The 26,538-nt window shown below is 69.8% G+C and carries 27 protein-coding genes; 10 read left to right on the top strand and 17 right to left on the bottom strand.

All coding sequences use genetic code 11. The features are described 5' to 3' along the window. Nucleotides 1-147: 147 nt before the first annotated feature. The gene (locus ACJ8AN_RS04125) at nt 148-447 is read right to left on the bottom strand and encodes a hypothetical protein (protein WP_407753894.1); all 300 of its coding nucleotides are present in this window, start codon (nt 445-447) and stop codon (nt 148-150) included. 27 nt (nt 448-474) lie between these two features. On the opposite strand from ACJ8AN_RS04125, the gene ACJ8AN_RS04120 reads away from it, so the two are divergent. The 4 genes from ACJ8AN_RS04120 to ACJ8AN_RS04105 are packed head-to-tail and all read left to right on the top strand — an operon-like array spanning nt 475 to nt 4,861. Next, nucleotides 475-2,337: an OPT/YSL family transporter gene (locus ACJ8AN_RS04120; RefSeq protein ID WP_407753893.1), complete on the top strand. Its 1,863-nt coding sequence runs from the start codon at nt 475-477 to the stop codon at nt 2,335-2,337. A 22-nt stretch (nt 2,338-2,359) separates the two neighbouring features. Next, nucleotides 2,360-3,745: an ATP-dependent RNA helicase DbpA gene (gene dbpA / locus ACJ8AN_RS04115; protein WP_407753892.1), complete on the top strand. Its 1,386-nt coding sequence runs from the start codon at nt 2,360-2,362 to the stop codon at nt 3,743-3,745. Nucleotides 3,746-3,791: 46 nt separating this feature from the next. Continuing rightward, a complete protein-coding gene (locus ACJ8AN_RS04110; RefSeq protein WP_407753891.1) occupies nt 3,792-4,592 on the top strand; it encodes a hypothetical protein in 801 nt (266 codons plus the stop codon). A gap of 23 nt (nt 4,593-4,615) precedes the next feature. Further along, nucleotides 4,616-4,861, top strand: a complete 246-nt coding sequence (locus ACJ8AN_RS04105; RefSeq protein WP_407753890.1) for a hypothetical protein — start codon at nt 4,616-4,618, stop codon at nt 4,859-4,861. A gap of 20 nt (nt 4,862-4,881) precedes the next feature. Here ACJ8AN_RS04105 and ACJ8AN_RS04100 read toward each other — a convergent pair whose 3' ends face one another. The 4 genes from ACJ8AN_RS04100 to ACJ8AN_RS04085 all read right to left on the bottom strand — a co-directional run bounded on the left by ACJ8AN_RS04100 (nt 4,882) and on the right by ACJ8AN_RS04085 (nt 10,211). Continuing rightward, nucleotides 4,882-6,621: a DEAD/DEAH box helicase gene (locus tag ACJ8AN_RS04100; protein WP_407753889.1), complete on the bottom strand. Its 1,740-nt coding sequence runs from the start codon at nt 6,619-6,621 to the stop codon at nt 4,882-4,884. A gap of 109 nt (nt 6,622-6,730) precedes the next feature. After that, on the bottom strand, nt 6,731-7,339 hold the full coding sequence (locus ACJ8AN_RS04095; protein WP_407753888.1) for a 2,3-bisphosphoglycerate-dependent phosphoglycerate mutase: 609 nt from the start codon (nt 7,337-7,339) through the stop codon (nt 6,731-6,733). 75 nt (nt 7,340-7,414) lie between these two features. Next, nucleotides 7,415-8,035, bottom strand: coding sequence for a DNRLRE domain-containing protein (locus ACJ8AN_RS04090; RefSeq protein ID WP_407753887.1), 621 nt, complete (start codon nt 8,033-8,035; stop codon nt 7,415-7,417). Nucleotides 8,036-8,258: 223 nt separating this feature from the next. Further along, nucleotides 8,259-10,211, bottom strand: a complete 1,953-nt coding sequence (locus tag ACJ8AN_RS04085; protein ID WP_407753886.1) for a vWA domain-containing protein — start codon at nt 10,209-10,211, stop codon at nt 8,259-8,261. A gap of 181 nt (nt 10,212-10,392) precedes the next feature. Here ACJ8AN_RS04085 and ACJ8AN_RS04080 point away from each other — a divergent pair, with 181 nt between their 5' ends. Further along, complete coding sequence (locus ACJ8AN_RS04080; RefSeq protein ID WP_407753885.1) at nt 10,393-10,971, top strand: CDP-alcohol phosphatidyltransferase family protein; 579 nt, start codon at nt 10,393-10,395, stop codon at nt 10,969-10,971. A gap of 10 nt (nt 10,972-10,981) precedes the next feature. Here the strand turns inward: ACJ8AN_RS04080 and ACJ8AN_RS04075 are convergent, their stop codons facing one another. From ACJ8AN_RS04075 to ACJ8AN_RS04045, 7 genes are all read right to left on the bottom strand, one after another. Continuing rightward, the gene (locus ACJ8AN_RS04075) at nt 10,982-11,644 is read right to left on the bottom strand and encodes a phosphoribosylanthranilate isomerase (RefSeq protein ID WP_407753884.1); all 663 of its coding nucleotides are present in this window, start codon (nt 11,642-11,644) and stop codon (nt 10,982-10,984) included. A gap of 4 nt (nt 11,645-11,648) precedes the next feature. Next, complete coding sequence (locus tag ACJ8AN_RS04070; protein ID WP_407753883.1) at nt 11,649-12,221, bottom strand: DUF2378 family protein; 573 nt, start codon at nt 12,219-12,221, stop codon at nt 11,649-11,651. Nucleotides 12,222-12,334: 113 nt separating this feature from the next. Then, a complete protein-coding gene (locus ACJ8AN_RS04065; protein WP_407753882.1) occupies nt 12,335-12,511 on the bottom strand; it encodes a hypothetical protein in 177 nt (58 codons plus the stop codon). A gap of 282 nt (nt 12,512-12,793) precedes the next feature. Further along, the gene (locus ACJ8AN_RS04060; RefSeq protein ID WP_407753881.1) at nt 12,794-13,261 is read right to left on the bottom strand and encodes a SitI3 family protein; all 468 of its coding nucleotides are present in this window, start codon (nt 13,259-13,261) and stop codon (nt 12,794-12,796) included. Nucleotides 13,262-13,297: 36 nt separating this feature from the next. Further along, nucleotides 13,298-14,653 (bottom strand): hypothetical protein, encoded by a 1,356-nt coding sequence (locus ACJ8AN_RS04055; RefSeq protein WP_407753880.1) that lies wholly within the window; start codon nt 14,651-14,653, stop codon nt 13,298-13,300. 108 nt (nt 14,654-14,761) lie between these two features. Further along, nucleotides 14,762-15,076 carry a hypothetical protein gene (locus tag ACJ8AN_RS04050; protein WP_407753879.1) on the bottom strand — a complete coding sequence of 105 codons (315 nt, stop codon included), beginning with the start codon at nt 15,074-15,076 and terminating at the stop codon, nt 14,762-14,764. A gap of 136 nt (nt 15,077-15,212) precedes the next feature. Further along, complete coding sequence (locus ACJ8AN_RS04045; protein WP_407753907.1) at nt 15,213-17,198, bottom strand: M3 family metallopeptidase; 1,986 nt, start codon at nt 17,196-17,198, stop codon at nt 15,213-15,215. Nucleotides 17,199-17,353: 155 nt separating this feature from the next. On the opposite strand from ACJ8AN_RS04045, the gene ACJ8AN_RS04040 reads away from it, so the two are divergent. From ACJ8AN_RS04040 to ACJ8AN_RS04030, 3 genes are read left to right on the top strand one after another with little or no spacing between them, the layout of a single operon-like run. After that, on the top strand, nt 17,354-19,123 hold the full coding sequence (locus tag ACJ8AN_RS04040) for a DUF885 domain-containing protein (RefSeq protein WP_407753878.1): 1,770 nt from the start codon (nt 17,354-17,356) through the stop codon (nt 19,121-19,123). 59 nt (nt 19,124-19,182) lie between these two features. Next, nucleotides 19,183-19,980 carry a hypothetical protein gene (locus ACJ8AN_RS04035; protein WP_407753877.1) on the top strand — a complete coding sequence of 266 codons (798 nt, stop codon included), beginning with the start codon at nt 19,183-19,185 and terminating at the stop codon, nt 19,978-19,980. A 3-nt stretch (nt 19,981-19,983) separates the two neighbouring features. After that, nucleotides 19,984-20,982, top strand: coding sequence for a Gfo/Idh/MocA family protein (locus ACJ8AN_RS04030; RefSeq protein WP_407753876.1), 999 nt, complete (start codon nt 19,984-19,986; stop codon nt 20,980-20,982). A gap of 11 nt (nt 20,983-20,993) precedes the next feature. Here ACJ8AN_RS04030 and ACJ8AN_RS04025 read toward each other — a convergent pair whose 3' ends face one another. Next, a complete protein-coding gene (locus ACJ8AN_RS04025; protein WP_407753875.1) occupies nt 20,994-21,632 on the bottom strand; it encodes a CHRD domain-containing protein in 639 nt (212 codons plus the stop codon). Nucleotides 21,633-21,790: 158 nt separating this feature from the next. On the opposite strand from ACJ8AN_RS04025, the gene ACJ8AN_RS04020 reads away from it, so the two are divergent. Then, a complete protein-coding gene (locus tag ACJ8AN_RS04020; protein WP_407753874.1) occupies nt 21,791-22,675 on the top strand; it encodes a LysR family transcriptional regulator in 885 nt (294 codons plus the stop codon). Nucleotides 22,676-22,682: 7 nt separating this feature from the next. Here the strand turns inward: ACJ8AN_RS04020 and ACJ8AN_RS04015 are convergent, their stop codons facing one another. From ACJ8AN_RS04015 to ACJ8AN_RS04005, 3 genes are all read right to left on the bottom strand, one after another. Continuing rightward, nucleotides 22,683-23,027 (bottom strand): thioredoxin family protein, encoded by a 345-nt coding sequence (locus ACJ8AN_RS04015; RefSeq protein WP_407753873.1) that lies wholly within the window; start codon nt 23,025-23,027, stop codon nt 22,683-22,685. Nucleotides 23,028-23,092: 65 nt separating this feature from the next. Continuing rightward, complete coding sequence (locus ACJ8AN_RS04010; RefSeq protein WP_407753872.1) at nt 23,093-23,818, bottom strand: DUF4142 domain-containing protein; 726 nt, start codon at nt 23,816-23,818, stop codon at nt 23,093-23,095. Nucleotides 23,819-23,943: 125 nt separating this feature from the next. Next, nucleotides 23,944-24,477: a hypothetical protein gene (locus tag ACJ8AN_RS04005; RefSeq protein ID WP_407753871.1), complete on the bottom strand. Its 534-nt coding sequence runs from the start codon at nt 24,475-24,477 to the stop codon at nt 23,944-23,946. Between the two features lie 182 nt (nt 24,478-24,659). On the opposite strand from ACJ8AN_RS04005, the gene ACJ8AN_RS04000 reads away from it, so the two are divergent. Further along, the gene (locus ACJ8AN_RS04000; RefSeq protein ID WP_407753870.1) at nt 24,660-25,733 is read left to right on the top strand and encodes an SMI1/KNR4 family protein; all 1,074 of its coding nucleotides are present in this window, start codon (nt 24,660-24,662) and stop codon (nt 25,731-25,733) included. Between the two features lie 451 nt (nt 25,734-26,184). On the opposite strand, the gene ACJ8AN_RS03995 is transcribed toward ACJ8AN_RS04000, so the two are convergent. Further along, nucleotides 26,185-26,457, bottom strand: coding sequence for a hypothetical protein (locus tag ACJ8AN_RS03995; RefSeq protein ID WP_407753869.1), 273 nt, complete (start codon nt 26,455-26,457; stop codon nt 26,185-26,187). Nucleotides 26,458-26,538 lie beyond the last annotated feature (81 nt).

The raw sequence follows: 26,538 nt of genomic DNA, 5'->3' as shown, positions 1-26,538 counted from the left end.
GTCCCCCCTCTCGCGTTTCCTTCCCGCTCCAAGCTAGGCAGCCCGGCCCGGCGCCACGAGCAGGGCGGGGCTGTCAGGGCAGACGCTCGGGCGAACGGAGGGCAGGCGGGAGAGCACCGTCCGGATGTCCTCCACGCAACGGCGTGCTCAGCGCAGGGGGCGCTTGAAGCAGTAGTTGCCGGTGGCTCCGGGGACGCTCCCGTAGTGGTCGACGGTGACGAGCTCCCAGCCCTGCTGGCCCGCGGTCTTGAGCAACGAGGTGAGGCCCTCCTCGATGGAGACGCTCATCGGGATTTCCGGCGTCATGCAGTGGTAGTCCCAGCGCTGAAAGCCCGTCTCGGACTGAGCGAGCGCGGGGGGCACCCAGTGCACCCGGGAGGCGGCGCAGCCGGCCAGGAATGCGAGTGCGAGCACGATGTTTCGGCGGGTGTTGAGGTCCAGGGTCATCCCTCCTTGGGTTACCCTCAACCTCCCATGGCCCAGTCCACCCCTCCACTTTCGTCGCCTCCCCCGCCCGTGGCCTCTCCGGGTGCCTCGCCCGAGGGCACAGCGCCGCGCTTCGGTTGGCTGCCCGCGCCGGGCTCGTGGAAGTTCCACCTGCTGCTGAGCGCGGTGGCCATCTTCGTGCTCGGGCCGCTGGGAGGGATTGCGGCCTCGTACATGAACTTCAGCCTGGGCTTCTTCGTGGGCGGGCAGGTGCTGGCCGGAATCCTGGGCAGCGCCGTCACCTACGGCTACGGCCCCGAGGGCAAGCACGGCGCCAACTACATGCAGACGATGGCCGCCAGTGTGGCCTCCATGTGCGCCATGGCCGTGCTCATCCAGGCGATGGTGTGGCTGGGCATGCCGCAGCCGCCGGCCTGGCACCTGATGCTCTTCGTGGGCTGCGTGGGCATGTTCGGCGTGGGCGTGGGGATGCTCTACACGCCGTTGCTCGTGGACCGGCTGCAACTGGACTACCCCTCGGGCTACGCGGTGGCCAACATCCTGCGCGCGCTCACCGACAAGCGCCTCTTGAAGGCCTCCATCGCCAAGCTGGGCGGTGGCACGGCCGTGGGCGCGGCGGTGGCGTGGCTCACCGAGCACGTGGTCCGCCTGGGGGCCACCGGCCTGAGCGCCTCCACCATCGGCGCGGGCATGGTGGTGGGCAGCCGCATCACCGTGCCGGCCGTCATGGGAGGGCTCATCGGTCATGCGTTCACGCCGTACCTGCGGGAGATGGGCTGGCTGGGCGCGAAGGAGCCGTTCCGCAAGATTGGCTTCCTCATCGGCCTGGCGATGATTTGCGGCGCGGCGGTGGTGGACCTGTCGCTGCTGGCGGTGCAGGCCGTCGAGCGGGTGCGCAACCGGGCGAAGGCCCCGGCCGGCGAGGTGCCCGCGTGGAAGCAGGTGAAGCTGTCGCGGCTGCTGGCGTGGGTCGTCTTCTGGGGCGTGGCGGTGGTGGTGGTGGCCACGCAGCTCCTGGAGCAGCCGCTGGGCTTCATCGTCTTCGGCCTGGTGCTGTCGCTGCTGTTCGTGCTCATCAACGGCATCGCCTACGGCATCACCGACCAGAATCCCATCTCGAGCGCCTTCGTCATCTGCGTGCTGCTCATGTCGCTGCTGGGGCTGAAGAGTCCGCTGGTGGGGCTGATGGCCGCGAGCATCCTGCTCATCTCCACCTCGGTGGGCAGCGACATGCAGCAGGACCGCTCCACGGGCTGGCGCCTGGGCACGGACCGCATCATCCAGTTCCGCTACCAGGTGGTGGGCATCATCATGGGCTCGGTGCTGTGCGTGGTGCTCGCGCGCGTCTTCATGAGCGCCTACCCGGTGCTGGCCGTGAACCAGCTCGACAACCCGGACATCCAGGTGGGCCAGTGGGGCTCGGCGATGACGTACAAGTTCGTGGGCGCCATCCGCAGCCTGGGCACGCTGTCGGAGCACACCGTGAAGGCGCTGCTGCTGGGCCTGGGGCTCGGCTTCGCCATCGAGGTGACGCGCAAGCTGCTCAAGCGCCACGAGCGCTACCAGGCGTTCCTGAAGGGCTCGCGCACGGGCTACGCGGTGGGGTGGGCGATGGACTCGGTGCTGCTGTCGAGCCCCTATGCCTCGTCGTTCGGCGCCTTCGTGAACCTGCCGGTGGCCCTGTGGTTCGGCGTGGGCGGCATCCTGTCCTCGGCGTGGAACACGGTGACGAAGCGGGCGGCACCGCACGCGGCGGGCTCTCCCGGCGAGGGCGAGGCCCTGCCCGAGGACATGAGCACCACGTCGCTGGTGGGCGGAGGGCTTATCGCCGGCGAGTCGCTCTATTTCCTCTTCGTGGGGCTCGCCGGACTGGTATCGCTGCTGTGGTGAGCTCCACCCCCTCGAGGATCTGATGGACTTTTCCGCACTCGCCCTTTCACCGCCGCTGCTGCAGGTGCTCGCGGAGCTGGACTTCCAGACCGCCACCCCCATCCAGGCGCAGAGCATCCCCGTGCTGTTGCAGGGCAAGGACCTCGTCGGCCAGGCGCGGACGGGGAGCGGGAAGACCGCGGCCTTCGCGCTCCCCATCCTGCAGAAGGTTCAGCTCCCGCGGAGGCAACTCCAGGCGCTCGTGCTCTGCCCGACGCGCGAGCTGTGTGCCCAGGTGGCCGGGGAGATTCGCCGGCTCGGGCGGAGATTGCCCGGGCTCCAGGTGCTGGTGCTCGCGGGAGGCCAGCCGGTGCGGCCCCAGGTGAACGCGCTGGAGAAGGGCGCCCACGTGGCCGTGGGGACTCCCGGCCGCATCCTGGACCTGCTCGAGAGGGAGGCCCTGGATACGCGTCACCTCGCCACCGTGGTGCTCGATGAGGCGGACCGCATGCTCGACATGGGCTTCCGCGAGGACATGGAGCGCATCCTCGGAGAAACACCCGCGATGCGGCAGACGGTGCTCTTCTCGGCGACGTTCCCCCCGGACATCGCGGCGCTGAGCCGCAGCTTCCAGAAGAACCCCGCGCGCGTGACGGTGGTGGAGTCCGAGGCGGCTCCGGACATCCAGCAACTCGGCTACACGTGCGCGCCCGAGGAGAAGACGGCGCTGCTGTTGCGGATTCTGCGGCAGTACCAGCCGGGCTCGGCCATCGTGTTCTGCAACCTCAAGGCGACGGTCGCCGAGCTGACACGGGCACTGCGTGGGGCCGGGGTGGGCGCGGACGGGCTTCAGGGAGACCTGGAGCAGTTCGAGCGCGACCAGGTGATGGCGAGGTTCCGCAATCGCAGCACGCGGGTGCTCATCGCGACGGACGTGGCGGGCCGGGGCATCGACGTCGAGGCCCTGGATGCCGTCATCAACTACGACGTGCCCTCGCAGCCCGAGCAGTACGTGCACCGTATTGGCCGCACGGGGCGCGCGGGGAGACGGGGGCTGGCCATCGCGCTCGTGACGCCGAGCGACGAGCGCAAGGTGGAGGGCCTCGAGGAGGCCACCGGGGTGAAGCTGGAGCGCCCGAGGGTGGAGACGCTTCCCCCGGTGGGCGCGGCGGGCAAGGTGGCGCTGGAGTCGGAGTGGGCGACGCTCTCCATCTCGGCCGGGCGCAAGGACAAGATGAGGCCGGGAGACATCCTCGGGGCGTTGACGGGAGAGGCCGGCGGGCTGAGCGCTACCGAGGTGGGGAAGATCGAGATCCAGGACCGGATCGCCTACGTCGCGGTCGCGAAGCACGTCGTGCGCGTGGCGCTCCAGCGGCTGAGCGATGGCCGCATCAAGGGGCGCAAGTACCGCATCGAGTTGGTGCGGTAGGCCGCTTCATCGCACTTCAGGGAAGTTCTCTTCTTCTCCCGCAGCCATGACGAACGACACCCCCCTTTGGCACCCACAAGAAGTGATTGGGATGCGGTGGAACGCGGACCAGTCACCTGAACAGGCGCGGATTCTGGAACTGGCGCGAGACGCCCTCCGCTTTGTTTCCGCTACAGGCCAGCGATATCGCTTCGAGGACTTCTGCAAGAGTCTCGGGTCTTCCGCTCCGCCCCGCATACCCGGCACCCTCGAACCGTCTCAAGATCCTCTCGAGGAGCGCTTGCGGAGAACGGCGGATTTCTTCACCAAGGCCCGCGATGAGGAGGCCGACTCCGCGAAAGAGAAAGAGCTGATCCAGGTGGTTCTCGACACGCTCCGCTTCATCGCATCGACCGGTCAGCATCGGGCTTTCGGTGAGTACCTCGAGCACCTCGAGGCCAACGCACCTCCGTATGCGATTGCCTCATTCGATACGAGGGATGCGGCGGAAGCCTGGCTCGGGAATCATCCCAATCCGCCCACTTCGGCCAATGTGCTGATCGCGAACGACTATCACGACGTGTTCTACGACCGCGAAACGAACTTCCGCCGCCTGCATCGCAACCGGGATCTCGAGTACTACCTCGGCGAGCTCGCGCACGAGGAGCCTTTCGCCGCCACCGAGTCGTTCGCCAGCCGCGAGGAAGCGGAGACCTGGTTGAGGGCGCAACCCGAGCCCGCCAGATGGACGTGGGTGTCGATCTCAGGTGAGCCCTACCTCGCGGTGTATCACCCCAACATCGGCCACCGGGCCCTCTACCCCCTGTCCATGGCCAGGGCGTACGAGCCGGAACCCGAGGAGCCATAGGCGCTCACAGGAGGAAGTCGGGAATGCAGCTTCGAAAGATGACGTGGCGGCCCATCGCGCTGGGTGCGATGGGCCTGATGCTGGTGGCCTGCGGGGGCCCACATGACCTGTCGTGCTCGGTGGACAGGGACTGTCTCGAGTCGGAGATCTGCCACCCGGACGACAGGGTCTGCGTGGCGCTCTGCACCACGAGCGTGGAGTGCCCCACCACGGCTCCGAGCTGCGCGCTGCTGAGCCCCAATTACCCCGTCAAGATCTGCAAGAAGTAACGGGGCTCGAAGTCCCTCGCCTACCGGCCCCGCCGTCCTCCACCCCCGCGGCCTCGCGACGAGGGACCCGCTCCGCGCGGAGGACCACTCTTGCGTCCCTTGCCGCCCGTTCGCTCCGGGCCTCGCGGGCCGCTCCTCCCCGGGCCGCCGCTCCTCCCGCCCTTCGCTCCACGGGCCGAGTCCCGGCCACGCTCGCCTTCACCCCGGCGCGCGGGCTTCCCTCGACGGGCGTCCCGTCCGAACGCGCCCTCCACTCGCGGCGCCTCCCCTCGCTCGCGGCGAGGCGCCGTACCTCGCGCGCCTCCTCCGCTCCGGCGCGGGGCCTCCCGGCGGCTGTCATCCCGGCTACGGCGCTCCGGGCCCTCGCTCCTGCCTCCGCTCCGGCGCGGGGCCTCCCGGCGGCTGTCATCCCGGCTACGGCGCTCCGGGCCCTCGCTCCTGCCTCCGCTCGCGCGGGCGGAGCGGGCCTTCTCCGGTGCGCGGGCGGAGCGGGTCTTCTCCGGTGCGCGGGCGGAGCGGGTCTTCTCCGGTGCGCGGGCGGGGCGGGCCTTCTCCGGTGCGCGGGCCCGTGGCTTGTCCTCGAGCTCCCTCAGCAGCGCTTCATCCTCGCCGCCCTGGAACGTCTCCAGCTCCTCCTCGAAGACGGGGTCCTCCCGCGGCACCTCGGCGCGCGGCAGCTCCTGACGGGTGATGCGCTCGATGGCGCGCACCGTCTCCTCGTCCCGCTCCGTGATGAACGTCGAGGCGCGCCCACTCGCTCCGGCCCGCGCCGTGCGGCCAATGCGGTGCACGTAGTCCTCCGGCGAGTGCGGCAGGTCGAAGTTGATGACGTGCCCCACATCCTCCACGTCCAGTCCGCGCGAGGCGATGTCCGTGGCCACCAGGCAGCGGTACTGCCCCCGCCGGAAGCCCTCGAGCGCCTGCCGGCGCTGCCCCTGCGTGCGGTCCGAGTGGATGAGCGCCGTCTTGTAGCCCGCGCCCTTGAGCACCTCCTGCACCTTCTCGGCGCGCTCGCGCGTGCGCGTGAAGACGAGCGTGCTGAGCTGATCCTTCCCGAGCAGGGTGAGCAGCAGCGGGTACTTCTCCATCGAGGCGACCTCGTACGCCCGCTGCACGGCGCGCGCGGCGGGAGTGCCACTCGGCGTCACCTCCACAAGGACGGGCCGGCGCAGCACCTCCTGGGCGAAGCGCGTGACGTTGTGGCCGAGCGTCGCGGAGAACAGCAGCGTCTGCCGCTCGCGGGGCAGGGCGGCGAGGATCTGCTGCAGCTCGGGCACGAAGCCCATCTCCAGCATGCGGTCCGCCTCGTCCAGCACGAGCATGCGCACCGCCGAGAGGTTCACCGCGCCCGCCTTCAGCAGGTCCGCGAGCCGGCCCGGGGTGGCGAGCACCAGCGAGGGCCGCTGCCGGAGCGCCTCCACCTGCGCGCTCATGTCCGTGCCACCAATGACGACCGCCTGGGTGATGCCGCGCGGCTCGCCGAAGAAGGCGGCTTCCTGGGCAATCTGCTGCACCAGCTCGCGCGTGGGGGCGAGCACCAGGCCGGCGGGGCAGGGTTGACCGGCCAGGCGCTCGACGAGGGGCAGCAGGTAGGCGGCCGTCTTTCCGGTGCCGGTGATGGCGCAGCCGATGACATCCCGCCCGGCGAGCGCCGGAGGAATGGCCTGGGCCTGGATGGGGGTGGGCGAGGCGAAGCGGGCACGCCGCACCGCACCGAGGGTTTCTTCCGAAAGGCCGAGGGACTTGAAGGAGTTGCTCACACCTCAGGGGCTATCACGCCCGGGCGCGCGGAGCGACCCACAACGTCCTGGCGGGGGAAGGGGCCATGCCTTTCGAACAGCCGGCCCCTCCCTCGCGAGCCCTCCAGGCTCAGGGCGCGGTGACGCGCTTGTTGAGCACTTCGCACTCGGTGGACAGCTCGTAGATGAGCGGCACGCCGGTGGCCAGCTCCACGCCCACCACCTGCTCGCCGGTGAGCTTGTCGAGCTTCATCACCAGGGAGCGGTTGGAGTTGCCGTGGGCCACCACGAGCACGTTCTTGCCCAGGCGCAGCTCTCCCGCGATGGCGCGGTCGTAGAAGGGCAGCACGCGCTTGGCCGTCATCTCCAGCGACTCGCCATTGGGGGGCGGCACGTCATAGGAGCGGCGCCACAGCTTCACCTGGTGGTCGCCCCAGCGCTTGGCGGCGTCCTCCTTGTTGAGGCCCTGGAGGTCGCCGTAGTGGCGCTCGTTGAGGGCGGCGTCGCGGATGACGGGGATGGGCTGGCCGAGCGCATTCAGGATGATGGACAGCGTCTCCTGGGCGCGGGTGAGGGCGGAGGTATAGGCCACGTCGAACTTGAGGCCCTGGAGGGCCTGGGCGGCCTGCCGGGCCTCGGCGCGGCCCTTCTCCGTCAGGGGCACGTCCACGAAGCCGGTGAAGCGGTTCTCATGGTTCCACAGGGACTGACCGTGTCGGACGAGCGCGAGAATGGGCATGGACGCGTCCCCTACTAGAACCCGGACCGGGCTGTAAACGGCGACGAGGGGCAAGTGTCGCGTCCAGGCCAGCGCTCACTTCCGGCTCGTCCCCTCCAGCGTGAGGATGAGCCGGGGCGCCCAGTCCTTGTGCGCGTGCTCCTTCGAGGCGAAGTCCACGCCGTTGCGCGACTCGGTGACGAGGGCGAAGCCATACGCGCCAGGGCCCGTCACCGCGGTCGTCACGTCGTACTCCACCCAGCTGTGATTGGGCACCTCGCCCACGTCCCCCAGCGGCGCACCCGAGAGCAGCGGGGCCCGCTCCCACGAGAGCGAGTCCTCGCTCCACTCCGTGGAGGCCCGGTACAGCGCGGGCCCGTCCGTGCTGCCATCCAGCGCGTACAGGCGCAGCGTGGCCCGGCGCACCGGAGCGGGGAGCTGGGGCACCTCGAAGCGCAGGAACGCCACGCGCCGCACGAGGTTGTCCGCCACCAGCTTGCGTGAGCCGCCGTAGTTCGTCTGCGGCAGGCCCTCCTCGGCATAGGCGTCCGCCGCGGGCCCGCAGGCGAGCATCCGCGTCCCCAGCACCGTGGTGTCCTGGCAGTGCGAGCCTTCCGCCAGCTCGCCCGTCGCCGTGTCTCCACCACACCGCGTGAGCAGCACCAGCGCCGCCAGGCCGGTGACAACCCTGCCACCCCAACGCACACCTTGCTTCATGCGTCCCCCCGTTTTCGGGCCGGTGGTTGTGCACTGGGAATGCCAGGGATTGAAGTGCCAGACAAACCCGACTCGTCCGCGAAACCCCGGCGCGGATGGGCAGGCGCCGCGCTCACTTCGGGAAGAAGCATGGCCCTCGGGGGGCGGCTCCGGAAGCAACGTGAGACACGCGGGCGCCTGCTCCCGCCCCTCGGGGCAGGAGGGTGTGCGCCACCCGACGGGCTCAGCGGCCTCGCGCCGGAGCCGGGCGGCCCTCGGCGGTGTCGCTCGCTCGCATGGCCACGGGGCCCACCAGTGAACGGGCGCGCTCGAGCAGCGAGACGAACTCCTCGCGCTCGGCATTGCCTGGAGGGGTGGCGCCGCGGGCAATCTTCAACACCTGCTCGAAGCTCCAGTGCTCGGCGTGTGGGCTGCGGCGGAAGAGCTCCGCGGCCCCCATGACGGCGGTGGCGAAGCGCAGGTCCGACGGGGCCTCGGCGAAGGAGGAGGCGAGCGCCATGGCGGAGAAGCGGTACGTGGACTCGGAGGCCGTCTCGCCCCGGGGCCGCTTGGCGCGCAGGCGCACCGTGGCGAGGCCCTCGCCCGCGCCGGGCTTGAGCTCCAATTCGTAGAGCGCGGTGACGGTGTGGCCGGAGCCGATTTCGCCCGCGTCCACCTTGTCGTTGCGGAAGTCGCGGTCGGCGATGTCGCGGTTCTCGTAGCCCACGAGCCGGTAGCGGGCCACCTGGGCGGGGTCGAACTCCACCTGGAGCTTCACGTCCTGGGCGATGACCTCGAGGGTGCCGCCGAGCTGCTCCTGGAAGATGCGGCGCGCGGCCATGAGCGAGTCCACGTAGTAGTGGTTGCCATTGCCCTGGTCGGCGAACTGCTCCATGAGCGTGTCCTTGTAGTTGCCCATGCCGAAGCCCACGGTGGTGACGGTGACGCCCTCCTTCACGTAGCCGCGGATGAGCCCGAGGATTTCCTCGTGCGAGGAGGGGCCCACGTTGGCATCGCCATCCGAGAGGATGAGGACGCGCGACACCGAGTCGCCCTTGAGCGTCTTCATGGCCTGCGCGTAGGCGAGCTGGATGCCGGAGGCCATGGCGGTGGAGCCGCCGGCGGTGAGCTCCTCGATGGCGGCGTGGATGACGGCCTTGTGCTCCAGGCCGGTGGGCGGCAGCACGAGCCTCACGCCGCCCGCGTAGGTGACGAGCGCCACCGTGTCGCCGTCGCGCAGGTTGTCCACGAGCATGCGCAGGGAGCGTTTGGCGAGCGGCAGCTTGTCCGGGGACTGCATGGAGCCGGAGACGTCCACGAGGAAGGTGAGGTGCGCGGGCTTGCGCTCGGAGACGCTCAGGCGCTTGCCCTGCACGCCCACGCGCAGCAGGTGGCGGCCGGGGGTGAAGGGCGAGGGCGCCGCATCCAGGTGCACCGCGAGCGGGGCGCCCGGCGGAGGCTCGGGGTAGGCGTAGCGGAAGTAGTTGAGGAACTCCTCCACACGCACGGACTCACGGGGCGGCAGCGTGCCCTCGAGCAGCTTGCGCCGCGCGAGCGTATAGGAGGCGGTGTCCACGTCGATGGAGAAGGTGGAGAGCCGGTCCTCGGCCGTGGGGACGAAGGCGTTCACCCCGTTGTCCTTGTACTGCTCGGTGTTGCCCTCGAGCGGCTCGGCGGGAGTGCTGACGCTGATGCTGACGCTGGGGGGCTTCACCCCGGCCTTGCCCCCGAGGCTCACCGAGCCGGACCCGTAGCCATAGGAGACCGAGCCTCCCCCGCGGCCCTTGGTTCCGACGCTGCCGATGCCCACGGCCGCTCCCGTGCCACCGCCGCCGCCCCCATCACCACGCAGGCCGAGCCCTCCGAGTCCCTGGGCGGTGCCGCCGCTGCCGGAGCCGAAGGCGTGCGCGAGCTCCTTCCGGGACGGCTCCTGTTGGGGCGCGGCGGGCCGGACGTTCTGGGTGATGGGACGGGACGGTGCCTCCTGCTTCTGGGCCCTCTTCTGGGCCAGGGGCTCGCCCCCCCCCAGCTTGCCCTCGGCCGCCGAGGGCTTCTCCAGCTGCTTCACGGCCGGTGCCGGCGCGACGGGCTTCGCGGCCTGGGTTTCCTGCTCGGAGCGCTGGCATCCGCCGAGCGTCCAACTGCCAACGGCCAGCGCGCACACGACTCCCGTCATGGCGAAGGGGTTCCGCCTCATGCACTGCCTCCCGGCTGGGTGGATTTCGTTTGTGGGTGCCTCTTGGACAACGGCGCGCGCGCCAGGTTCCCAGGCGGGCAGGCGAAAGCGGGGCATCGGGCCGCGGTGAGGAGCGGAGGGGCGAGCGAGGCCTCGTCCCGTAGCGTGCGAAGGACGGGAAGCATCCCTAGCTTGTGGGGGTATGCGCCGCCGTACGAGCCTCGCGCTCCTCAATGCGCTTTCGCTGTCACGCCTGCCGCTCGCGGCTGTCTTCGTCACGACGAAAGACCCGCCCGCCCGGGTGGGTCTGGTCATGGGCGCGGCCCTGACGGACTTCCTGGACGGGTACATCGCCCGTCACAAGCACCTGGAGTCGTACTGGGGCGCGCTCATCGACCCCCTCGCGGACCGGGGCTTCGTGATGGTGGCGCTGGCTTCCTTCGTCGTGGAAGGCAAGCTGACGCCCACGGACTTCGGCATCCTGGTGGTGCGCGACGTGGCCACGGGGCTGGGCTTCGTGGTGGCGCGCGTCGTGCCGCAGTTCCGTCCGGTGATGTTCAAGGCGCGGATGCTGGGCAAGGTGGTGACGACGTTGCAACTCGGCGCGCTGCTGTCGGTGCTGGTGGCGCCGAAGCTGGTGCGCCCGTTGGTGGCGGCGGTGGGCTTCACGGCACTCGCGGCGGTGGTGGACTACTCGCTGGCGGTGTGGCGGAAGCGGGCGCGTCGCGCTCCTCGGGGACCGGGGCTGCCCACGCCCACCGAGGAGAGCAGGGCGGTCTGAGCCGGACGCGTCAGACGCGGACCCGGGCGAAGAAGCGCCCCAGCTTCTCCTCGTCCAGCCTGCCCGCGCTCCTTACGCCGCTGCACAGGTCCAACCCGAACGGCCCCACCTGCCGGATGGCCTCGCCCACGTTCTCCGGCCTCAGGCCACCGGCGAGGAAGATGGGCACGGACACCTGCTCGCGGATGCGCCGGCTGATGCTCCAGTCGTGGACGCGCCCGGTGCCTCCCAGCTCCTTCACCGTCAGGGTTTGATTGCCCGAGTCGAGCAGCAGCGCATCCACGTGCGGCGCCACGCTCAGGGACTCCTCCAGCGACGCCTCGCCCGAGACGTGGATGACCTGCACGAGCGACACGCCGGGCATGGCCTCACGCAGGTCCGCGTAGCTGCCCGCGGCGAGCCGGTCGCAGAGCTGCACGGTGTTGGTCCGGCAGCGCCGCTGCTGGGCGATGATGGTGCCCACGTCCTGGCCGCAGGTGAGCAGGAAGGTGGCGATGGGGGGCGGGACGCTGGCCGCTATCTCCGCGATGAGCGCCTCGGAGATGACGCCGGGACCGCTGGGCATGGACGACACCAGCCCGAGCGCGGAGGCACCCGCGCGGATGGCGGCGCGGGCCTCCTCGACGCTGGAGATGCAGCAGACCTTGACGCGCGGGGTGAAGGGGGCTTCCACGGTCTCACCACTCCAGGTGGACGGTGAAGTCGCTGCCGGAGGGGTTCTTCACCTCCAGGCGCACGCGCACGGTGGCCTTGGCGGCCTTGAGGAGGGCCTGCTCCACCACGCCCTTCATCCAGGCGGCGCCGAGCAGCTCGCCCTGGCACACCAGCCGGCCCGCGCGGGGACCGGCCCGCTCGTACGTGCGCTCGCCGAAGGTGGTGACGGCCTTGTAGGCGGAGGGGGAGCTCGCCATGAGGCGGTGGGGCTCGTCGCCGGACAGGAAGGACATCATCTTGCCGGCCTGCGAGTCGAAGAAGTAGTTCACCGCGGCGCGGCCGAAATTCGAGATGGCCTCGCTGTAGGCCTGCGCGCCCGTCTTGTTGCGCTGCAAGCCGAGGTCGACCAGCTTGAGGAGGTCGGTCACGGGGTATTTGAAGAAGCTGACGATGTTGCGCGAGCCGAGGACTTCTGTACGCACGGCCTTCGCTTCCGTCGGGCCCAGCATGCGCTCGAGGTTCTCGAACGAGCTGTCGAAGAAGATGCCGAGCAGCTGGTCCTTCTCGGTGGCTGCTCGGATACGAAGGTTCAACATCTCACGGGTGTCCACGGACCGGCCCCCTGGGAAGAGCGTGGTTGCTCGCCAGTATGGGGGGGCCCGCTCCGGTGCATCAACCCATTCCCACCGGAGCGGTCCACCCGGGGCGCCTACTTCGCGGGAGGAGTGCGGCCGAACTCCTCGCAAGTCCGTTCGTACCGGGCGAGGCGGTCGCCCAGGACGCGCAGGACCTCGGGCTGGGTGCTGGCCCTCGCGCCCGCCACGCTCAGGGCATGGCGCAGGGTGCGCAGTCCATCGTCGCAATGGCCGAGCCGCAGGGCGGCCATGGCATAGGGCTCCAGGCTGAAGGCGCTGGAGGGCGCCAGCTGCCAGGCGCGTGTCGCGGGTTCCAGCGCCTTCTCCGGCAGGCCGCGCAGCAGGTAGTGCCGGGCCAGGTCTCCCTGGTGGAGGCGGAGTCGGGCAGCAGGGCCACTGCCCGGAGGAAGGCCTCTTCCCGCTCCGCCGGCGGCGCCTCCGCTGTCTGCAGGGCCCGCCCCAGCAGGCTCCAGCTACCCCTCCCGTGATTGCAAAGCCGCCGCGCTTCCCTGCCTGGGGTGAATGGTTTTCCCCTACAACAACGGTGACGGCAAGGGGCGCCTCTCAAAAGAGGTGGTGAGTATACTCTTCAGCCAATCTTTATCATCGAAGATGTGATAGTCGGAGTTGAGAGTGAGTTGCCCTCCGAGGCGTTGCAAGACGATGATCTCTCCATTGAAGAGCAGAACGCCGTCCCGTCCATGGTCTAACAACAGCAATACTCCCCGCAGCATCGTCTGCGCGAATCTGTCGTAATCACGATTGGAGGGGAATCGGAACAATACTGATAGTTCGGGTGTGAAGCCGAAACCTTCCTCTATCATGGCTTGTGAATACCCATGCAATTCACTTGCCGCGATGATGATGTTTGAGAGGGTTGAATCGAAAAGAGAGCCGTTTTCGTCGCTCCATTGCAGTCCTGGAATGTGTTCGGCGAGCAATCCGAGCGCATGTGCTCGGTTCATGTCCGTCGAGAGCTTGAGGCTGTAGTCAAATCCCACGCGGGCCTCCTATCTGGAAGTTCTACTCCGGCACGCTCAAGGAAAGAGCAGGACGATTTTGCCGTCCTTGATGGCGATGACCTCTTTGATGCCGGGGATGGGCCAGTCCCGTAGCTGCTTCCCCATCGCATCTAACGTGACGTTGGTGTCATCAAGGTTCAAGACAATCCTATCGGCTTGTCCTGGTATTACCTTGTCATCCGCAAGGCGCGAAGCGATATTGCGTGCATTCGACGTGGAGGGGGCCATGCAGTCGTAGTACTCGCCGTTGATCTTGTAATCAGGCTTCTTGCCATTGCTCCTGGGCACGGGATTCTGTTCTACATCGTAGCCGTTCTCGGCAAGGATGCGGGCCGACTCGTTCTCGCGGCGGGTCGCCGTCAGGTTTTTCACATCCTTGTCGTTAGGTTCGGGCGTGGTAGGCCGCCCGGTGAGGCTGCCCTTCTTGGGCAGAGCGCCGCCTCCGGGCCCCATGGCGGTGGCGGCCACCGCCGTGGGTGCCAGCACCACCGTGAGTTGCTTGACGCCCAGCGCCACGGAGCGCACCTGCCCCGCCGCCTCCAGCATCACCCCCGTGCGCGCCGGGGAGGCGAGCGCGGCCCGTGTGAAGCCGGGCAACCCCGGCCCCCTGCCCACGAAGCCCGACTGCCCCGAGAGCGCCGCCGTCGCCAGCAACAGCAGCACGCGCATGCCATTGTCCCCCAGCACCCGGCCGAAGCGCTGGCCCGCCTCCTTCAGCTCCCCGGTGGTGGTGGCCCGCTGCGAGTCCTCCAGCAACCTCCACCCGGCCTCCACCAGGGCCCACACCGGCCCCAGGCCCAGGTACGCCACCAGGTACACCGTGAGCACCGCGGCCAGCCCCTTCGTCACGGGCTCGGGCATCATCAACGTGAGCAGATAGGTGCTCATCGCCGCGAGGACCATGACCTTGAAGGCGAGCGGGTCGAGGTACTCGCTGAGGGGCACGGCCGCCCCCTCCCACACGGTGTCCAGGGCGAAGGAGAGCGCCAGCCGCATGCGCGCCAGCGTCTGCGGTGGCGGCGCGTTCTCCGGCAGCACGAGGCAGCCGTCCGCGGGCTCCGAGGGCGCGCACTGGCGCTCCATCATCCGCTGGACAGAGTCTCGCGCCTCTTCGCCGCGCGAGGAGGCGAGCAGCACCCGGCCCTCGCGCCGCGGGAGCTCGAGCGACAGGGGCTTGCGCAGCACGAGGTCGGTGAGGCCCGAGACGAGCTCCTCCTGGCTGAGCTGTACCGGAGGGGGCTGGTCGGCCGAGGGCGTGTAGACGAGGGGCGCGCCCTGGCCCGTGTCCAGGCGGACCTGGGGCCCGCTGACGCAACCCGCCAACCAGGGCACCACCAGCAGCAAGCCGAGTCCACTCCAGGTGCCGCGCATGGGCTCTCCTCCTCACGCTCCAATGGGTAGGAAGCGGGAGACAGGATGTTAAAGGGCGTCTCCGACAGGGACGCCCGGGACGCGCGGCGGCGGTGCGATGGGGCGCGGCTACGGCTCGAGGGCGGACGGGCTGCACCCCCAGAGCGAGAGGTCCTCGGACACCGTGGCGCACATCCAGCCCTTGCCGCAGGAGTCGAGGTCCTTGGGGTCGCACTGGCGGAAGCACACGCTGGAGGTACCGCCCGCCCATCCACAGACGTGGCCCGTGGGGCAGCCGCCGGGTTGTATGGGATTGCAGACGCGGGCACACCAGAAGGCGCCACGGCTCCGGCCTCCGTCCATCATGCAGCGCTCGCCTTCGGCGCACGGAGTCTCCGGGCAGGTGCCCGAGACGCGCGCGAGGCACCGGTTGCCGCGCGTCATGGGAATCCCCGTGTTCGGAACTCCCAGACAGGGTGAACCCGCCGCGAGAGCGCGGTCAAACGACGGGCGGGAGGGGCTGTCCGTTCCGCAACGCCAGACATTCCCACTCCCGCCCGGGTGATGCGTGCGGCAAGGCCTACTTCGCGTCGAGGTAGGCGCGGTAGGCCTCGAAGCCGTAGGGCCGGCCGAGGAAGTCCTTCACCAGCTCGGCGGCGGGCTTGGAGCCACCGGGCTCGAGCACCGTCTTGCGGTACTTCATCGTGGTGGCCGTATCCAGGTAGCCGTGCTTCTGGAACTCGGTCTCCAGGTCCTTGGCGATGACGAGCGACCAGACGTACGTGTAGTACGCCGCCGAGTAGCCCTCCAGGTGCCCGAAGGCGAGCTGGAAGTACGTGCCCTCGCGGTACTCGTGGCGGAAGGGGCTGTACTTCTCCTGCAGCTTCTCGAGGGCCTCGGTGGTGTCGAAGCCCGGCGTGCGCGAGTAGTAGTCCAGCGCCACGGCGGACAGGAACATCTGCCGGCGCGTCCACAGGCCCTTGCCGAACTCCTTCGAGGCCCGGAGCTTCTCCACCAGCTGCGTGGGAATCACCTCGCCCGTCTGGTAGTGGCGCGCGAACTCCTGCAGCACCGAGGGCGTGTCGGCCCACTGCTGCAGCAGCATGGAGGGCGTCTCCACGAAGTCCCACTCGGTGGAGATGCCCGTAATCCCCTTCCACTGCTGGCGGCCCGCGAAGACGTGGTGCAGCAGATGGCCGAACTCGTGGAAGAACGTCTCCACCTCGTCCTGCGTCATCAGCTCGCCTTCCTTGGGGAAGTTGCACACCAGGGTGCCTTCCGGGTAGCGCTTGTGGGCCTGGCCCGCCACGAGGTCGAACTGCGCCGCGTGCTTGTACTTGTCGTCACGCGGGTGCATGTCCAGGTAGATGCGGCCCAGCAGCGAGCCGTTCTCCGTGACGTCGTAGGCCTCCACCTCCGGGTGCCACACCGCCGCGTCCTTCACCGGCACGAAGGTGATGCCCCACATGCGCGAGGTGATGTCCATCACGCCCTTCTTCACCCGGCCGTACTCGAAGTAGGGGCGCAGCGACTGCGAGTCGAACCCGAGCCGCTCGGCCTTGAGCCGGTCCTCGTAGTAGTCCTGGTCCCAGGGCTCCACGGCGGTGGCCTTCGGGTCGTCCTTCTGCTTGCGCGCCAGCAGGTCCGCGTACTCCTGCTTCGCGCGCGGCTCGGCGGTGGCGGCCACCTTGTCGATGAACTCCGCGGCCACCTGCTGCGTGCGCGTCATCTTCGTCTCGGTGACGTACGCGGCCCAGGTGGGGTAGCCCAGCAGCGTGGCCAATTCATGGCGCCTGGAGATCAGCTGGTTGAGCACCTCGAGGTTCTTCGGGTAGGCGCGCTGGTGGTAGGCGCGCCACACCTTCTCGCGCGCCTTGCCATCGCGCGCGTACATCAGGAAGGGGAAGTAGTCGGTGTAGTTGCTGGTGATGACCACCTTGCCGTTGGCGCCCGGGGCGTGGGCCTTGATGAAGTCCTCGGGCAGGCCGGCGAGCTCCTTCGGTTCGAGCTCCACCTTGCGCACGTCCTCGGCGATGTTCTGGTTGAAGGCCTGGCCGAGCTTGAGGATCTCCTCGTTGAGCGTCTTCACCCTGGCGCGCGTGGCGTCGTCGCGGTCCACGCCGACGCGGCGGAAGTCGAGCAGCGTGCGCTCCATCCAGTAGCGCGTGGGAGCGTCGGCCTTGGAGAGGTCCACGGCGGACAGGGCGTCATAGACGCCGCGGTCCTGGGAGATTTCCACGTTGAGGGCATCGGCCTTCTGCTCGCACTCGCGGCCGGCGTCGCGGAAGGCGGCGTTGGGGTGCACCTCGTGGGAGAGGTTGGAGCGGCTCAGGGCGTTGCCGAGGGCGGCGGTGGCCTCGTCATAGGCGGCGAGGATGGCCTGCCCGTCGGTGGCGGGCTTGAGGGCCTTGAGGGCGGTGATTCGAGCGCGGGCCCGCTCCAGGTCGGCGGCGCAGGTGGCGGTGAAGGACTCGGGCGTCCCGGTGAGGAGCTTGGAGCCCTCGGGAGGCGGGAGGGACTTGCGGGCTTCGGCCTGGGCGACGGAGGCGGGCTCGGGATTCGGCATGGTCGAGTGGGTGCAACCGGCCGCGCCAAGGGCGACCGCGAGGGTGAGTGCGGCGATTCTCAAGACGGCTCCTTCTGGGGTAACGGAGGAGCGGACTGTACCGCCGGGTCAGGGTGGCCGCAGCGGGAATGGCGATGGGAAGAAAGGGGAGCACCATGTGTTCGCGGCGGTTCGTTGGAGGGGTCCTGCTCGTCGTCCTGGCCAGCGAGGCTTCGGCCGGGCAGAAGGCCGAGGGGCAGGAGTGGGTGGCGCGCAGCAATGCCCACGCGCAGGTGCTGCTGGACGCCACCGCGCGCTTCAACCCGGAGGAGGCTTCGGCCTCCGGTGTCGCCACGCATGATGAGGGGGTGGTGGACCTCGGCCCCCGGGTGGGCGAGCGCCGCCGGGCCGCGCTGGCCCGGGTCCAGGCCGAGCTGGAGAAGCGCCTCGCCGCGGAGAAGGACGCGAACATCCGGCAGGACCTCCGCATCCTGGTGAAGGCGGCGCGGGACGACATCGAGGGCTCCACGCTCGACGAGCGCTACCTGCTCACCTGGGTGGACGTCCCCAAGCTGATGTTCCGTGGCTTCGCGGAGCTGTTGCAGGACGACGTGGCCCCAGCGCGCCGCGCCAAGGCGCTCACCCGGCTGCGGCGCTACGTGGGCCTCGAGCCGGGCCGCAAGCCGCTGACCGGGCTGGCCCGGGCGCGCTTCGAGGAGCGGCTGTCCAACCCGAAGCTGCTGGGTCCGGTGAAGCTCGAGCTGGAGCAGGCGATGTCCAACGCGCCCACGTATGTGAAGGGCATCCGGGAGCTGTTCACGAAGTACGAAATCGCCGATGCGGGGCCCGCGCTGGAGGCGCTCGACAAGCAGGTGGCGGACTACGTCGCCTGGGAGCGCGAGGGGGTGCTGCCCCGGGCGCGCGAGGACTTCCGCCTCCCTCCGGAGCTCTACGCCTTCGGGCTCGAGCAGTACGGCATCGACATCGCGCCCGAGCAGCTCGTGCGCCGCGCTCAATTCGAGTTCCTGGAGATTCGCGCGCAGATGCAGGCCCTGGCGCCGCTCGTGGCGAAGGAGCGGGGCCTCGAGGCCACCGGCTACCGCGACGTCATCCGCGCGCTGAAGAAGGACCAGCTCGCCCGCGAGCGCATCGAGCCGCACTACCGGGAGGTCATCGGGCAGCTGGAACGGCTCATCACCGAGCAGCGCGTGGTGGACCTGCCCAAGCGCCCGATGGTGATGCGGCTGGCCTCGGACGCCGAGAGCGCCGCGCAGCCCGCGCCGCACCTGGACCCGCCGCCCCTGGTGGACAACACCGGCGAGCCCGGCCAGTTCGTGCTGCCGCTGGACAATCCGAAGCCCGACGGCCAGGGCGAGCGCCTGGACGATTTCTCCTTCAGCGCCGCGGCCTGGACACTCTCCGCGCACGAGGGGCGCCCCGGCCACGAGCTCCAGTTCTCCGCCATGGTGGAGCGCGGCGTGTCGCTGGCGCGCAGCGAGTTCGCCTTCAACTCCGTCAACGCCGAGGGCTGGGCGCTCTACGCCGAGGCCGAGATGTTTCCCTACGAGCCGCTCGACGGCCAGTTCATCGCGCTGCAATTCCGGCTGCTGCGCGCGGCGCGGGCCATGCTCGACCCCATGCTCAACCTCGGGCGGATTTCACGCGAGGAGGCCGGCCGTATCCTCTCCGACGAGGTGGTGCTCTCCCCGGCCATGGTCCGGCAGGAGCTGGACCGATACACCTTCCGCCACCCAGGCCAGGCCGGCAGCTACTTCTACGGCTACACGCGGCTGCTGGAGCTGCGCGCCGAGACGGAGCTCGCGCTCGGTCCGAAGTTCGACCGGCTCGCCTTCAACGACTTCATCATCGGCCAGGGGCTGCTGCCGCCGGACCTGCTGGCCAGGGCCGTGCGAGAGGAGTTCGTCCCGGCCCGGAAGGCGCAGTAGTGGCGCGGCCTCGCGAGGCGCTACGCTGGCGGCCCCTCTGACCCAAAGGCGTGGTGACCGTGCTTCGACAACGTGGAATGTGGGTGGTGCTCTGCTGTGCCCTGGGCGTGTCCATGGGTTGCGACCCGGATGCGCCGGATACCAACCTGCCCGGGACCGGGCCGGGCACGCGCATGTGTGGCGTGGAGGGCGTGCTGCTCTGTGACGACTTCGAGCAGGCCTCCGTGGGCGGAGCGCCCGACCCGGCGTCGTGGGAAGTGCAGGTGTTCAATCAGAAGGGCAGCATCGCCATCGACAACACCCAGGCGCACTCGGGCTCGAAGTCGGTGCACGTGATTGGCACGGGCACGGACAGCTACCGCTCCGTGGTGTTCACCACGGCGAAGCCCTTCCCGCCGCAGAACAACCAGTTCTACGCGCGGGTGTTCCTGCGCTCGAAGAACGGGATGGGCAAGGAGCACAGCACCTATTTCGGCGCGGGCTCGACGGACAGCCAGCGCATCGTGCGCATCGGCTTCCAGCAGTACGTGCTCGAGGCCAACCTCATCCACCCGGGCACCGAGTACGAGGTCATGTCCGGCCCCTGGGGCGAGCCTTCCAAGGGCGTGCAGCTCCCGGCGGGGCAGTGGCACTGCGTGGAGACGTTCTTCGACGGCAAGGCGCACGAGCTGCGCGTGTGGTTCGACGGCACCGAGGTGACGGGCCTCCACACGACGGATTGGGGCAAGGGCCTGTCGACGTGGTCTCCGCAGTACGGCAAGGCCTTCTTCGGCTTCGAGACCTACCACGCCGAGCAGGATGAGGTCTGGTACGACGACATCATCATCGGGACGCAGCGGATTGGCTGCGGAGGGTAGGGCATGCGCGTCGGCGTCATCGGAACGAAGTGGGGACTGATGCACGTCGGAGCCTTCCGCGCGGCGGGGGCCGAGGTGGTGGCGTTGTGCGGCCAGCACCTGGCTCCCACGCGCGAGGTCGCCGCGCGGGAGGGCATTCCCCTGGCGACGACGCGGGTGCGCGAGCTGTGCGAGGTGGTGGACGTGGTGGTGGTGGCGAGTCCGGACGCGCTGCACCGCGAGCACGTGGAGGCGGCGGTGGACGCGGGGCGCGCGGTGCTGTGCGAGAAGCCCCTGACGCTCACCCGTGAGGACGCCGAAGCGCTCGTCGAGAAGACGCGGAGCGCGAAGCGTCCGTGCGCGGTGAACTTCCCCTACCGGATGCTCCCGCCGCTGCGCGCGCTGAGGGCCTGGCTGTCCGAGCGCAGGGCGCACCACCTCGTCGTCACGGTGCGCAACCACTTCGTCCCCACGGCCGCGCTGGAGCCCGGCGCGTACGTGGGCCACTCGGCGGACTTTGGCGGCGTCTCGCACCTGCTGGACGCGGTGCTGTGGCTGACGGGGGCCTCGCCCACGTGGGTGCAGGCGTCGCTGTCCGGACGTCCGGTGCACACGGCGGCATTGCACGTGGGGCTCTCCACCGGAGCGGTGCTCGTGCTGACGCACTCGGCGTGTCCGGAGCCGGGGCTGCACGGAGGCTGGTCCCTGCTCGGCGTGGACTGGGAGGCGGGCTTCTCCGCGGGCTTCATCCCCTCGCGCGAGGGCTGGTGCATCTCGCCGGTGCGGTGCTTCGAGTCCGAGGTGTGGCGGGATTTGACGCCGGGCCTCGAGCCCATGCCCGGCGCACGCGAGCCCTGGGCCGAGGCCCACGTGGAGACGGCGCGCCGGTTCCTCGCGATGCTCCGGGCGCCGCCCGAGGTGGGCGCGGAGCTGGCCTCGGTGGAGGAGGCCGCCACGGTGCAGCGCATCCTCTCGGCGGCGATGGCGTCCGAGGACACGGGCCGCCGCGTGCTGCTCGGGTGAGACGCGCCCGGCTACGGCTGGGTGACGGGGTAGAGCTGCCCGCGCATCTCGCCGTAGTAGGTATGCGCCTTGGTGTGGAGGTTGAAGTAGAGCACGCCCTTCTTCGCCAGGTACTCGAGCCCGGCGAGCGTCTTGGTCTGGGTGGGGAGGAAGCCCAGCTCGGCGGGGCAGCTCTCGGGCAGCCCGGACTTCATCCCCTTCATGTCCTTGATGTAGACGATGTTGTTGTTGGTGAGCTCCAGGGACATCTTGCCGTTGGCGAGCTGCTTCGCGGGGCTCTCGGTCTCGCCGAAGTTCACGACGATGGGGCCGAGCACGCCCGGGGGGCCGCAGTGGATGTGGAACATGATGATGTCGGAGGCGTTCACGCCCGAGATCTCCACGTCCACGTAGGCCCGGGTCAGGTCCTTGCTGAAGCGCAGCTGCCCATGGCCCCGGGACTTGCGCTGCTCGCGCGGAGTCGAGGGCGCCGTGGCCCCCAGGCTCTTCTCCAGCGGCTTGGGGACCTCCGACTCCTCTCCGGGCTGCTGGGCGGGGCTCATCCAGGCCTCGTAGACGGTGTAGGTCGTCGCTCCGAGGGATGGGTCCTTGGCCTGGGCGGGCAGGGTGGACAGGGCGAGGGCGAAGGCGAGGGCCGTGGGCTTGCGCATGCTGCGTTCCTCCAAGAGGTGGATGACGGCTCCCTTCGTAGCCCGTGTGGCGGCCGGCCGATGGCCGCAGACGGCCAGGGGGTGGCCACTCCCTGGGCAGCGGGAGGGGTAGGCTCTCCTCCGGGCACGGGCACGGCCCCGCGCGGCGAGGGAAGAGCATGGATCTGGAAGAGTTGCGCGCCTTCATCGACGTCGTGGAGACGGGCTCGTTCCTGGCCGCCGCCGAGTCCCTGGGTGTGTCGCGCACGACGTTGAGGCGCCGCGTCGAGGCGCTCGAGGCCCGTGCCGGTGTGCCGCTCCTCAAGAGCACGCCGCAGGGCATCATCCTGACCGAAGCGGGGGGGGTGCTCGCCCAGCGCGGACGGCTGATGATGCAGGAGACGAGCGCGCTGCTGGCCTCCATCCGCGAGGTGGGTCATGCGCCCTCGGGGGTGCTCCGGGTGGTGTCGCCCGTGGGACTGCCGCCGCACCTGCTCACCCCGCTCTTCGGGCTGTTGCGGAGCACCTATCCGCGGCTGCGCGTCCACGCCCGCTTCAGCGGCGACCCCCTGGGCGAGCCGCTGGACGACGTGGACATGGCGGTCCACTTCGGCGAGGACCCGCCTCGGGGGCCGTGGCTCTCCTACGTGGTGCTGCGCGTGAAGGAGGGGCTGATCGCCAGCAAGGAGTATCTGCAACGGCGAGGCGTCCCACGCTCGCTCGAGGAGCTGCGAGACCATGAGCTCTTCGCCTGGGAGGCGCCGGGAGACGATGCGCGCACCTGGCCCACGCTCCGGGGCACCTCGTTCTCGGTCGAGCCGGCGCTGGTCACGCCGGACATCCATTTCATCCGCTCGTGCTGCCTCGCGGGGCAGGGGATTGGTCTGGTGCCCAGCGTCGAGCTGGCGGACCCCGACACGCCCTCGGGCCTGCTGGTGCCCGTGCTGCCCGGCGTGGTGGGACGTGAGCGCCCGCTGCGCATCAGCGTGCCCGAGGCGCTCGCCGAGATTCCGAAAATCAAGCTGGTGCTCTCGCACATCCGCCAGGCCCTGGAGCCGCTGTGAGCGGCGCTCAGGCCGGGGGCAGGTGGTCCCGGATGACGCCGAGCCAGTACTCGCGCCCGTAGTACTGGCTCATCTTCCCGAGCAGCTTGCCGTCGCGGAACAGCAGGAAGGTGGGGATGCCGAACAGCCCGAAGCGCCGCGCCAGCTCCTCGTGCTCGTACGCGTTCACCTTCACCACGCGCATCCGCGCGCCCTCCAGCTCGGAGAGCAGCGAGGGCTCGGCGGCCGCGTAGATGTCGCAGTTGGGGCAGCCGGGTCCCCAGAAGTCCACCACCACCAGCTCACCCCGGGGCTCCATCACCAGGGCGTCGAAGGTCTCCGTCGTCGCGTCGTAGCTCACGGGATGGGACATGGGCCCCCTGAGTAACGGCGGAGGGCGCCCGCTTCAACCGGGGAAGCGGGCGCCAGGCCGTGGGCTCAGCGGTTCTTGGCGGGGGCCGGGCGGGCCTGCCGCTGCTGCTCGGGAGTCTGCGCCTGCTGCTGCGTTGGTTGGGGCGGGGTGGCCTCGGCCCGCGGCTGGGACTGGCCGAGCAGTTGGTACGCACGGTCCCGGTGCTCGCGGAGCACGGGCAGCAGCCCATCCAGCACCGGCGCGAGGTCCGGGTAGAGCTGGCGGCCCATCGTCACGATCTGGATGTTCCGGTCGTGGTCGGCGACCTGCGAGGCCAGGTACTGCTGGTCATAGAGCGGCCCCTGCAGCAGCGGCAGCACGGACTTGGTGGCGTCGGTGAGGCCCTGGAGCCGGCGCTGCACGTCGTTGGTGGGCCCCGCCATCGGGTCGAGCGTGATGTTGTGCTGTTTGGCGAAGTCGGCGAGCTGCTTCAGGGCCTTCTGATGGTCCTGCACCATGTGCTCGCCGTACTGCTGCACCGCGGGCGTGGAGCCCTTCTGGTGGGTGAGCTCGCCGAGGGCGATCTCCGTCTCGTTGACCTTCTGCAACTGCGAGAGGAAGGCCGGGACGCCGTTGGAGACCATCGGCTGGCTCAGCATGGCGGCCTGGTCCGCCATGGGGTCCCTCTTCTGGTGCGGCTGCGACTGCTGTTCCGGAATCTGCTGGGACGCACCCGGCTGTCCCTGCGCCAGTGCCGAGCCGCCCATCACCATCGCCCCGAGCAGTACCCACCGTCCCCACGAGCGCATCATGTGCTCCGCTCCTTGAAAGACTTTGCGGAAGAAGCTGGGCTCGGGAGGGGGCGGGAGGACAGGGGAGGGGGACGGCCGGACGGGCCCCCCCCGGTCCGGCGGGGGAGCCCTGGAGTCGGAGGCGGCTATCGCGTGGTGACGTCGAGGGTGAGGGTGATGAGGGCGTCGAAGTCGCCGCTCGGCGTCTTGGGGGTGCTCCCGCGCAGGCCCAGGTGGAAATCGCCCTTGGCCAGGCTGGCATCCAGGGCCTCGAGCGAGTTGCCGGTCGTGTCCAGCTCCACCTGGGCGCTGCCGGTGGGGTCCTCGGTGTCGGCGATGTCCACCTGGGCGCCGGTGGCGCTGACGCGCAGGAAGGACGTCACCTCGCCGGTGAGCACGTCCTGGAGCAGGCCCACGTTCTTCGACTTCGTCACGTCCAGCTGCATGCGCACGCCCGTCACCTCGAAGCGGGTGGGGGCCTCGTCCAGCTCGGTGCGGGCCTGGGCGAGGAAGGCCTTCCACTGGGTCTCGTCGGGGTCCACGTGGACGTCGTCGGCGATGGTGCTGCCGGTGACACTGCTCGGTTTGAGATGGACTTGATAGGTGACGGTGCCCTCGTGGCTGGGGCCGCAGGCGATCAGGGAGAGGGCGACGGGGATCAGGAGGAGGAGGCGTTTCATGAGGGCTCCAGAAGGGATGTGGAGGGGTGTTCCCGTGGGTTGACTCAACACGGGATCAGCGGCTGGTGGCGGGTGAGGAAAGGATGCCCGCGTGGGCGCTGGCCGTGCACAATATCCGACGAGGCGTACTGCGCAGCAGGCCCCGGGCGCCATAAGTTGGGGCCCTTCGACGCGGAGGGGACATGTACGAGTGGTTGGAGGGACTTCAGAAGTCGGCGAAGCGGACAGCGGCCGGAGTGGGCTCCGAGGACATCCGGCGGGCGGAGACCGAGTGTGGGGTGCCCTTCCCCGAGGAGCTCGGCACGCTGTACCAGCGGTTCGATGGCGGTGAGTTCCAGGGCGAGGTGCACCTCTTCCCGCTGCATGGCCCCGAGGGCGCGCTCAGTGTGCTGGAGAAGACGCGGCTGAAGCTGGAGAGCCTGCCGGCCGCGGGCGTGTGGCGCATCGGCGTGAAGGGGCCGCACCGGCAGCTCTTCGCCGCGCGCAAGTCGGCCATGGTGGAGCAGGCCGATAGTCCCCTGCCGGGCTGGGCCGAGTCGCTCTTGGAGGATGATTGGATCTACGGCACCTGGGAGACGGAGCAGCGCGAGCTGCGGCTGTACAAGTCGCTGCGGGACATGCTCGAGGTGCTCGTGCCCCCCGCCGAGGTGGAGGAGTTCGGTGACAGGACCTACGCCCGGGCCCTCTCCGCGGTGCAGGGCGCGCTGAGCGATCTGCACGTGGAATACGAGAAGGGCGAGCAGCCCGAAGAGGACGAGGACGAAGAGGAGGAGGTCACGGCCGGGGCGGAGGAGGGCGAGGAGGAGGAGGAGCGGGCCGCGGTTGAAGAGGAATCCGAAGAGGACACCGAGCAGCGGGCCGACGAGCTCCTGCGGCAGCCGGTGGTGGCCGCCGCCGAGCGCCGTGTGGGGCAGCTCATGAAGGAGGGAGGCGAGGCGCAGGCCGCGCCCATGGCGCCCGCACGGAGGGTGGTGAAGGAGGCCGCTGCCGGGGTGAAGACGGCCGCGAAGAAGGCCGCCGCCGTGGTGCAGCTGAGCGCGAAGGCAGTGACGGGTCAGCTCCCGGCCGACACGATCGGGAAGGGCGCCGCGACGCCCTCCGCCGAGACGAAGGCAGTCGCGAAGAAGGCCCCGGCGAAGAAGGCAGCCGCGAAGAAGGCTCCGGCGAAGAAGGCTCCGGCGAAGAAGGCGGCCGCGAAGAAGGCTCCGGCGAAGAAGGCGGCCGGCAAGCGTGGCGCCGCGCGTGGCCGGCGTTGAGCCCGTCTCCCGGGCCCTTCTCCCGTCTCCTTCGGTGAGGTGAGGAGGGCCGGGCGCTCAGTGGTGGAGCGCGGGGGGCTCGCTCGGGGGCCTCTCGCGGGGGCCCTGGTCCTCGGGGGCGAGGATGACCGCGCGTCACCCCGGCCTTGCCGTTGCGCCACTGCTCGCGCCGTCGTGCCAGCCGGTCCTGGAGCAGCACCTGCACCGCTCCCGCCATGGGCAGGGTCAGCAGGCGTCCCTGCTCGAAGAGCATCGGCACCAGCGTCATCAGCAGCGCCGAGAGCAGGCCCAGTCCCAGCAGGGCCACTCCGAGCACCGCCACGCCCCGGCTCGTCCCCAGCCGCTCCAGCCCGCGCACCAGCCCAGCGCCAGCACGTGCAACGCCACCGTCCATACCGTGCGGGGCGTCACCTGGGAGCGCGGTCGCGGCTGGGCCGCCAAGGGCGCGGCTCTACCCCTCGGGCATGTCGTTGGGCGGAAGGGGCCGTAACGGCTCCTTCGGACGGGCCGTTATCTCCTCCTCCTGCTCCTCCTCGTCACCGCGCCGGAACTCGTGAATCTGATCCGGGAGGATGTCCCGGTAGTCCGGGTCGTCCTCGAGGGGCGGGGTGGCGGTCAGCTCCGTATCCGTGAAGTTGATCTGCTCCTGGCCGGTGATGGGGTCGCGGTTGCGCAGGGATTCGGACTCGCCCACGTCCTCGGAACCGAGATTCTTGAATCGCATGGTGTTTCCTCCGAGCACGCCGGGTTGGCCGCTCCTCCCCAACGGTGCGAACCCAGGGGATTCCACGCAACAGAGCGAGGC

Source organism: Archangium sp., assembly GCF_045802675.1.
GTDB lineage: Bacteria > Myxococcota > Myxococcia > Myxococcales > Myxococcaceae > Archangium.
Note: the sequence above shows the minus strand (reverse complement) of the source record. Positions and strands in the feature narration are given on the sequence as shown.